7 protein-coding genes and 2 pseudogenes are annotated in these 8,795 nt (G+C 59.7%); 4 read left to right on the top strand and 5 right to left on the bottom strand.

Annotated elements, in window-relative coordinates:
- Positions 1 to 204: 204 nt before the first annotated feature.
- From WCA53_RS17880 to garD, 5 genes are all read right to left on the bottom strand, one after another.
- The gene (locus tag WCA53_RS17880; RefSeq protein ID WP_423913358.1) at positions 205 to 966 is read right to left on the bottom strand and encodes a GntR family transcriptional regulator; all 762 of its coding nucleotides are present in this window, start codon (positions 964 to 966) and stop codon (positions 205 to 207) included.
- Between the two features lie 283 nt (positions 967 to 1,249).
- Entirely contained in the window at positions 1,250 to 2,176 is a 927-nt protein-coding gene (ldcA, locus tag WCA53_RS17875; protein ID WP_423913356.1) for a muramoyltetrapeptide carboxypeptidase, read from the bottom strand.
- Complete coding sequence (gene tadA / locus WCA53_RS17870) at positions 2,173 to 2,733, bottom strand: tRNA adenosine(34) deaminase TadA (protein WP_423913353.1); 561 nt, start codon at positions 2,731 to 2,733, stop codon at positions 2,173 to 2,175. The genes ldcA and tadA overlap by 4 nt, the downstream gene beginning before the upstream one ends.
- On the bottom strand, positions 2,730 to 2,894 hold the full coding sequence (locus WCA53_RS17865; RefSeq protein ID WP_423913351.1) for a hypothetical protein: 165 nt from the start codon (positions 2,892 to 2,894) through the stop codon (positions 2,730 to 2,732). Before WCA53_RS17865 ends, tadA begins: the two co-directional genes overlap by 4 nt.
- 295 nt (positions 2,895 to 3,189) lie before the next feature.
- Positions 3,190 to 4,779, bottom strand: a complete 1,590-nt coding sequence (garD, locus tag WCA53_RS17860) for a galactarate dehydratase (RefSeq protein ID WP_423913348.1) — start codon at positions 4,777 to 4,779, stop codon at positions 3,190 to 3,192.
- 211 nt (positions 4,780 to 4,990) lie between these two features.
- Here garD and kdgD point away from each other — a divergent pair, with 211 nt between their 5' ends.
- The 4 genes and pseudogenes from kdgD to WCA53_RS17840 all read left to right on the top strand — a co-directional run.
- Positions 4,991 to 5,908: a 5-dehydro-4-deoxyglucarate dehydratase gene (gene kdgD / locus WCA53_RS17855; RefSeq protein WP_423913343.1), complete on the top strand. Its 918-nt coding sequence runs from the start codon at positions 4,991 to 4,993 to the stop codon at positions 5,906 to 5,908.
- A gap of 80 nt (positions 5,909 to 5,988) precedes the next feature.
- Positions 5,989 to 6,424: pseudogene (locus WCA53_RS17850) on the top strand (FadR/GntR family transcriptional regulator).
- Between the two features lie 284 nt (positions 6,425 to 6,708).
- The gene (garL, locus tag WCA53_RS17845; RefSeq protein ID WP_423913339.1) at positions 6,709 to 7,494 is read left to right on the top strand and encodes a 2-dehydro-3-deoxyglucarate aldolase; all 786 of its coding nucleotides are present in this window, start codon (positions 6,709 to 6,711) and stop codon (positions 7,492 to 7,494) included.
- Between the two features lie 33 nt (positions 7,495 to 7,527).
- Positions 7,528 to 8,424, top strand: a pseudogene (locus tag WCA53_RS17840) (2-hydroxy-3-oxopropionate reductase); the annotation flags it as partial.
- Between the last annotated feature and the right edge of the window lie 371 nt (positions 8,425 to 8,795).

Genomic DNA, 8,795 nt, shown 5'->3' with positions numbered 1-8,795 from the left:
CTCGGCAATCAAGCCGGATAAAGGTTCGATGTCTATCAATACAGGCAGGCACTTTCGCGACATCCGCGCGCAGTACTCTTTTGATAAGGTTCGTGGCATGCAGCAGGCCGCACGCATCCCCTGGATGCATGCTCCTCGTTTCTTTCGGCTGTCTGGTTCAGGTACTGCGTCGCGCCCGAAGACCGGTCGCGCAAAGGGTAAGGGTCAAGCGCTCTTGTCGCGCTCGCCTGCCCCGGCGGGCTTGGCAAAGACCTCGCGCAAGTCGACGGCCCCTCGTGCGGGCCGCTCCAGCATCTTCAATTCCACCGCCTGCAAATGGCGTGTCATCAATTCGACGGCAAGGGGACCATTACTGGCGTCGAGTGCGGCGAGAATCTCTTCGTGATCCTCGAAACTGCATGAACTCTTGCCCAGCGATTCGTAAAGCGCCGATATCAAGGTCGAGCGCGCCACCAGTCCCGACAGACACTCGCACAACACTGTATTGCCCGTCAGTTGCGCGAGTTCAGTATGGAACTCGCCGGAAAGCCGTATCCACGACGAAAAATCGCGGCTCTCATAAGCCTTGCGCTCACGTCCGATGGTCGTGCTGATCGACTTGAGCCGGCGCGTGCCATGGCCGCTGCCAATGCTCTCGACGACCGCGCTTTCGATGATCCGTCGCATCTCGAATACGTCGTGCACTTCCTGCATCGACGGACTTGCGACAAACGCCCCGCGATTCGGTTCGAGATCGACGAGCCGCTCAGTTGCGAGCTGGGCAAGCGCTTGTCGCACAGTGCCGCGCTTAACGTCAAATACTTCGCACAACTGTGCTTCTGTCAGCTTCGCACCAGGCGCCAGGCGATGCTCGACAATCGCGGCGCGAATGTTCTCCGCGATCGATTCGGCGGTCGCAGCCACGGCAGGCACTGCATTGCCGATGACGCTGACATTCGACGTTGCGGTGAACTTCGGCTCTGACATAGGTGTGTGTCTCTCGTATGTTGGGTATATTAAGACGGACATAAAAACTGTCAACAATTTCTGCAAAATATTTTTTTACGACCGCAGACTCATGCGCCCCAATATATTCCAAGTCATTGTAATTAATAGAGTTTTACATGTTTTTCCATCTTAATTCGTCTCGCGTGATCGACCAAATTGTCAACAATTCAGTGCACAACCCACGTGCAAAATAGTGCCAAAACAGTGCGCGCGGTCGAAAAAAAAGCGTCCTTGCGGACGCTTCGCTGAACCGACAAAACTATTACGCCAGATGGGGATAATTCGATAGTTTCATCTCGAATCCGTGTGGTCGAGCAACCAGATGAGCGGTCGCGCCGAACGGCAGCGTCAGTAGTTCAGGCACATGACCGAACTTCAGCCCCGTCACCACCGGAATGCGAATCACCGAGCGTACCTGTTCGAGCATGGTTTCGAACGTATAGCCGTTGTCCAGTTCCGACAACCTGATGCCGGTAAATTCCCCGAGCACCAAGGCCTGTTGCCGAGCGAGGATGCCGGACTGATGAAGTTGATAAATCATCCGCTCTATGCGAAACGGGTGCTCGTTGACATCTTCGATAAACAGGATCCCGCCCTCCACCGGCGGCATGTACGGCGTGCCGATAAGCGACGCGAGTATCGCCAGGTTGCCGCCCCACAACATGCCGGTAACATCGGTGGATTGAGCCTGCGGGACATCACTCCTTACCGTCATAACCGACTTGGTGATCGCATTCCAGAAGTGTTCCATCGTGAAGACGTTGAGTTCGTCCGCACCAAAATCGACGGCGAGCATGGGCCCGCCAAACGTCTTCAGGCCAGCGCGCGCATAGAGCGCAAGCTGGAGCGCCGTGAAATCGCTATGTCCGACGATGGCGATCGGCTGGTCGCGCAAGCGGCTTTGCAAGCCTTCGTAATCGAGGCCATGAAGAATGCGCGTGGCGCCATAACCACCGCGCACCGCGAGCACGATGTCCGGCAGTTGCCGCGACGGATCGGCCAGGCGATTGATATCGGCGGCCCGCTCGCCGTCCGTGCCGCCAAAGCGCTGATATCGGCGTTGAGTGACATCGGCATTTTCCAGCGTATGTCCCTGCGCGAGCAGACGGTCCTTCGCGCGTTCCGCCGCTTCTGGATCCGGATAGCCGGAAGGCGCAATGAGGTCGATCGTGCGGGGCTGGATGATCATGAGCGAACGGTAAGTGGATCGGGGGAAATGGGTGCAGCCGCATTGCGCGCGTCGCGTTCAGCACGCACCGCCCGCCGGCGTTCGGCGAAAAAACTGCGTAGCGAACTCGCGCATTCGTCCGCGAGCACGCCGCCTGTCACGGTCGTGTGATGGTTGAGGTGGCCAATCGAAAAGGCATCGAAGACGCTCCCGCACGCGCCGGTTTTTGGGTCGGACGCGCCGAACACCACGCGGGCAATGCGTGCGTGCATGATCGCGCCCGCGCACATGATGCAGGGTTCGAGCGTGACATATAGCTCGCACCCGGGCAGCCGGTAGTTTTCGAGCACCGCCGATGCCGCCCGCAATGCGGCCATTTCCGCATGTGCCGAGGGATCGTGGCCGCCGATCGGATGATTGAAACCGGTCGCGATCACTTCGTCCCCACGCACGAGGACCGCGCCGACGGGCACCTCGCCCAAGGCGCGAGCCTGTTCCGCTGCGGCCTGCGCAAGCGCCATGAAACCGCGATCCCGCTCGCTGGAGGTTGCCGCCGCGAGGTCGGTTTCAGGCGTCACTGAGGGATGCCCTTGTCGTGGTCATCCGAGTGCTCATCCGAGTGCTCATCCAAGCGCGCGAACAACCGCACGGCAATGTGCTGCCCGTGCAGATTATCGGACGCATCGCGTGCGGCGGCGGCCGGGATTCGCTGTTCGACCAGGGCATCTAGCAGGTTCATCGTCGTCTTTAAAGGTCGGCGTGTCGCGTGAACAGCTTCACGCCGAATCCGGCGTTTTCAGAAGCAGGTCTTAACGAAAATGAGAACGAAAATGAGTTGCCAGTTGAGCCATCCCGGCGCCGTGCGCTCGATGATGCCAACCGGCTGGATAGCCATTCTAGCAGGGCGGCAACACGCGAAACCAGAGCGCCATAGCGCGGCCAAGCGACAAATTCAGCGGCGCGCTGCGTGCTTGCGTCGGTATCCTTCGGTGGCGAGCAGCAGGCATCGCGCGTATTTATGCCCCACACCGCGATCAGGTCACCGGTGCCGGATTGAACAGCACCAACGCGTTGTGAAGCTTGAGTTTCTCCGCGCAGGTTTCCTTGCGACCGCTGGCCACTTCAAGCATCAGGTGGAACAACTCCCAACCCACGTCTTCGATAGTGGCATCGCCGGTTGCAATAGTGCCGGCGTTGATATCCATCAGGTCATGCCAACGGCGCGCGAGGTCCGAGCGCGTCGCGACCTTGATGACGGGCACCTCCGCGAGGCTGTACGGCGTGCCGCGCCCGGTCGTGAACACGTGGAGGTTGATGCCGGCCGCGACCTGCAGCGTGCCGCAGATGAAATCGCTCGCGGGCGTCGCTGCATAAATGAGGCCCTTCTGCCGGACCTTTTCACCCGGCGACAACACGCCCGAGATGGCCGAGTTGCCCGACTTGATGATCGAACCCATCGCCTTTTCCACGATGTTCGACAAGCCGCCCTTCTTGTTGCCGGGCGTTGTGTTGGCGCTGCGGTCGGCGCCGCCGCGTTTCAGGTAATCGTCGTACCACTGCATCTCGCGGATGATCGCCGCTGCGACATCCGCGTTTGCCGCGCGTGCCGTCAGTTGGTCGACACCATCGCGCACTTCGGTGACTTCGGAGAACATGACCGTCGCGCCAGCGCGCACCAGCAAATCGGTCGCGAAACCTACCGCGGGGTTCGCAGTTAGTCCGGAAAATGCGTCGCTGCCGCCGCACTGAACGCCGATCACGAGATCGGAAGCCGGGCATGTCTCGCGACGGCGATTGTTCAGCCGCTTCAGATGGCCTTCGGCCGTTTTCATGATCGAGTTGATCATCGACTGGAAGCCGACGTGCGCTTCGTCCTGCAGCACCACGACGTCGCCGTTCAGGTCCGCATCCAGATCGCCAATGTCGGCAACTTCAGCAACGCCAGCGGCCGAGACAATCGGAATCGTGCCCGGCGGCATGAGCCGCTCAGGCTGCAACTTCTCACAGCCGAGACTGACCATCATCACTTCGCCGCCGAAGTTCGGGTTCAGGCTGATGTTTCGCACTGTGCGGATCGGCACCATCGCGTCAGGCGCATCGATCGCTACGCCGCAACCATAGGTATGGCCCAACCCGACAACGTCGTCCACATTGGGATAGCGCGGCAGCAGCTCGGCCTTGATCCGTGTCACCGCGTGCTCGACCACGTCGGCCACGCACTGCACCGTGGTCGTGATCGCGAGAATATTGCGCGAACCGACCGAGCCGTCAGCGTTGCGGTAACCCTCGAACGTGAAGCCCTCGAGCGGCGGCATGTCCGGCGCCTTGATGGTCGCGATCGGCAGATTCTCGAGCCCGGGCGGACTCGGCATCCGGATCACGTGCTCGTTGATCCAGCTTCCTTTGGGCAAGGACTTGAGCGCGTAGCCGATCACCACGTTATAGCGAATGACTTCATCGCCTTCCGAGAGATCGGCCAGTGCGACTTTGTGCCCTTGTGGCACGCGCTCGCGCAGCGCAATGCCATCGGGAAATACTGCGCCTTCACCCAGGCCGCCGTCGTTGACGACAATCGCGACGTTGTCGTCGGGGTGAACGCGAATGTAGAGCGGAGACTGGTCCATTGCATCGATCCTTATGGTGCTGCGGTGCCTATAGCAAGCAATAATTCATACGTCATCCTACAACACGTAGTGCTCGGTAGACGTTCCGTATTTACCCTATATCGCCCATTATGGCTCGAAATCACGGTTGAAGTGCCCCACTTCTTGTTGTACGATGACGTATAAGCACAGCTCGCACCTCTCCGAACTCATCGCTCCCTGGATATTGAACATGACGACACCGCAAGAACTCAAGCAGATTGTTTCCGAAGGCCTTCTGTCCTTCCCGGTTACGGACTTCGACGAACAGGGCGACTTCCGCGCCGACACCTACGCCGAGCGCCTCGAATGGCTCGCACCTTATGGGGCTTCGGCGCTGTTCGTCGCCGGCGGCACGGGTGAATTCTTTTCCCTTACGCCTGGCGACTATTCCGACGTCGTGCGCACGGCCACTGAGGTCTGTAAGGGCAAGGTTCCGATCCTCGCCGGCGCGGGCGGCCCCACGCGCGTCGCGATCGCCTATGCGCAGGAAGCCGAGCGTCATGGCGCGAACGGCATTCTGCTGATGCCCCACTACCTCACCGAAGCATGCCAGGAAGGTATTGCCGCGCACGCCGAAGAGGTGTGCAAGTCCGTGCCGAACATGGGCGTGATCATCTACAACCGCGCAAACTCGAAGCTCAACGCTGACATGCTAGAGCGTCTTGCCGATCGCTGCCCCAACCTGATTGGCTTCAAGGATGGTGTTGGTGAGATCGAGAACATGGTGACGATCCGTCGCCGCCTGGGCGACCGCTTCTCGTACCTGGGCGGCCTGCCGACCGCGGAAGTCTATGCGGCGGCCTACAAGGCGCTGGGTGTACCGGTGTATTCGTCGGCTGTATTCAACTTCATTCCGAAAACCGCGATGGACTTTTACCGCGCCATTGCCGCGGACGATCACGCGACGGTGGGCAAGCTGATCGATGAGTTCTTCCTGCCGTATCTGGCAATCCGCAACCGTCGCGCAGGCTACGCAGTCAGCATCGTGAAGGCCGGCGCAAAACTGGTGGGTCATAGCGCCGGACCCGTGCGCGCGCCGCTGACCGATCTGATCGACGACGAAATGAACCAGCTCGACGTGCTTATCAAGAAACTCGGCGCACAGTAAGCGCCCTGCTTAGCCATCGGGCGCCGCAAAAATGAAAATCAGAAAGTATCTGCAACTATTTGATTTGAGCGGCGTTTTCGATGGCTACACCGCTGGCTTCCGCTGTACCGCCACGACGCGCCCGTCATCTGGCCGAGTTTGTCATCAGTTACGTCAGTGAGCAGATTGCGTCCGCTGCATTGAAGCCAGGCGACAAACTGCCGGCTGAATCGCAACTTATGGTCACGCTGAGTGTGAGCCGCACCGTCATCCGCGAGGCGATCTCGCGCTTGCAGGCGGGCAATATCGTCGACACGCGACACGGCGCTCATTCCCCGGAACCGGCTTGACTCAGCGCGAATCGCTCCCGCGGAACCGGAGGATTATGTGGCGCTGGTGAATCTCGAGCACGAAAGCATTCTTGAGGCGATCACACGGCACGATGCCGAAGGTGCGCGTGCAGCCATGCGCATGCACTTGTCCAATAGCCACGAGCGGCTAAGGCGCGCCAACGAAGTCGCTGACGCAGCGCTTTAACTCCCACCCCCTCCGCTCTACCGCGTGTAATCTCCCCACCGCGACGACGCCACAAGTCCCTTTTAGCTTCCTTGAGTGACCGCTACAGATATCCGTCATCCTATAACATAATTGTCTGACGCTACACCTCATCTGGTTAGGGCTCCGACACATGCGGGTTTACGTGTCTGTTGCACGAATCCCTGCCAGTGCTACTCTCGACCTAGACGTACGACGACCTATAACATGCGATCTAACAAGCGTCGGAACTCGTCCCGATCAATCGCCGTTTGAGGAAAATAGCCATGACAGCTACAACGCCGTATCAGCCGTTACCCAATGCCTTTCGCCAAGCCGTCTGCGGCGGCGAAACCCTGATCGGGTGCTGGGCCTCGCTCGCCAGTCCGATTGCCACTGAATTGCTCGGCATCATCGGTTTCGACTGGATGCTGCTGGATGCGGAACATGCTCCGAATGACGTCCTGACGCTGATTCCTCAGTTGATGGCGCTCAAGGACAGTAGAAGCGCGCCGGTCGTGCGGCCGCCGGCCAACGACAGCGTCTTCATCAAGCGGCTGCTCGATAGCGGCGTCTCGAACTTCCTGGTGCCGTTTGTCGACAGTGCTGAGGATGCGGCCCGTGCCGTTTCGGCCACTCGCTACCCACCGCAGGGCATTCGCGGCGTCTCGGTCAGCCAACGGGGCAATCGTTACGGGACCGTACCGAACTATTTCGACATCGCTAACGACAACGTCTGCGTTATCGTCCAGATTGAAAGTCGCAAAGCGGTCGAGGCGATTGACGAGATCGTCGCCGTCGACGGAGTCGATGCCGTGTTCGTCGGACCGTCCGATCTTGCGGCCGCTTACGGGCACATTGGCAATGCTAACCATCCCGAGGTGCAGCAGGCTATCGCGCGGGTCTTCGAGCGCGCACAGGCCGCCGGCAAACCGAGCGGAATCCTGGCGCCCGTTCAGGCGGACGCGGAGCGTTATATTTCGATGGGTTGCCGCGTGGTTGCGGTCTGCGCGGACATGGGGCTACTGAAAACCGCGGCGCAGACGGTTCAAAAACATTTCATGCAGAAATAAGCGGACCGGCAAGAGCGGACGCGTTGGTTATCTACGGAGGATTTCATGCAAAAAGCAGGCTTTGTCGGACTCGGCATCATGGGCAAGCCCATGGCCGCCAACCTTCTCAAGAATGGTGTCGCCCTCGCCGCATTTACGCGCAGCGGCGTACCTGACGACCTCAAGCAGGCCGGTGCAATCTCATGCGACAGCCCGGCAGCGGTTGCCGAGCGTGCCGACGTGATCTTCATCATGGTGCCGGACACACCTGACGTCGAGCGCGTTTTGTTCGGCGAACACGGACTCGCCGACACGTTGCGCGCGGGGCAGATTGTTGTCGACATGAGCTCGATTTCACCGATGGCAACCCGGGAGTTCGCTGCGCGGGTACGGGAGAGCGGCGCGGAGTATCTGGACGCACCGGTTTCAGGGGGGGAAGTCGGCGCGAAAGCGGGTTCGTTGACCATTATGGTCGGCGGCGAAGCGGCGACCTTCGATAGCGTCAAGCCGCTGTTCGAGATGATGGGCAAGAACATCACGCTGATCGGTGACGTGGGCGCCGGACAGGTGTGTAAAGTGGCCAATCAGATCATTGTGGCGGCGACCATCGAGGCGGTCGGGGAGGCCTTGGTGCTTGCGTCCAAGGCGGGAGTGGACCCGGCGCGCGTGCGCGCAGCGCTGATGGGCGGATTTGCGTCGTCGCGGATCCTTGAAGTTCACGGCGAGCGCATGACAAAGCGTACGTTCGATCCAGGGTTCAAGATCGAACTTCATCAAAAGGATTTGAATCTCGCGCTGTCTACTGCGCAAGCGCTTGGGGTTTCGTTGCCTAATACGGCTACTTGCCAGGCACTTTTCAATGCGTGCGTCGCGCATGGCGGCAAGGCGTGGGACCACTCCGCGATGGTGCGAGCGCTTGAGATACTGGCTAACCACGAAATCGGGCAGTAGGCGCCGCTTTCGCTTGCTTGAGCGTTTTGTTGCGGGCTTTTGCTTGCGGCGAGTGTGGGGATAGCGTTGAGTCCTTCTGCTCGCCGCAGCGGCCGGCATATGTAGTATTTTCTTGCTTATTTCTATTAGCCCCTGTTCGGGGCGGAACTTCATTTCTTTGCAAACGCGCAAAGAAACGAAGCAAAGAAACGCGTTTTAAACCGCCAATTCTTAAGTGTCGTCGTCGGACATTTTATGGTTTTGGCCGAACGTAGCACGGCCCCAAATCCTTAACCCGCAGTCGAACACCCTCCCCAAGCACACACGGCGCGCACACGCTTCGCCTCAACGGCCGTATCGCGGCTTCATCCCTGCCTCAACCTCTCAACCCT

The sequence above is a fragment of the Caballeronia sp. genome (assembly GCF_049581465.1).
Taxonomy (GTDB): domain Bacteria; phylum Pseudomonadota; class Gammaproteobacteria; order Burkholderiales; family Burkholderiaceae; genus Caballeronia.
This window is presented reverse-complemented; position numbering and strand designations above follow the sequence as displayed.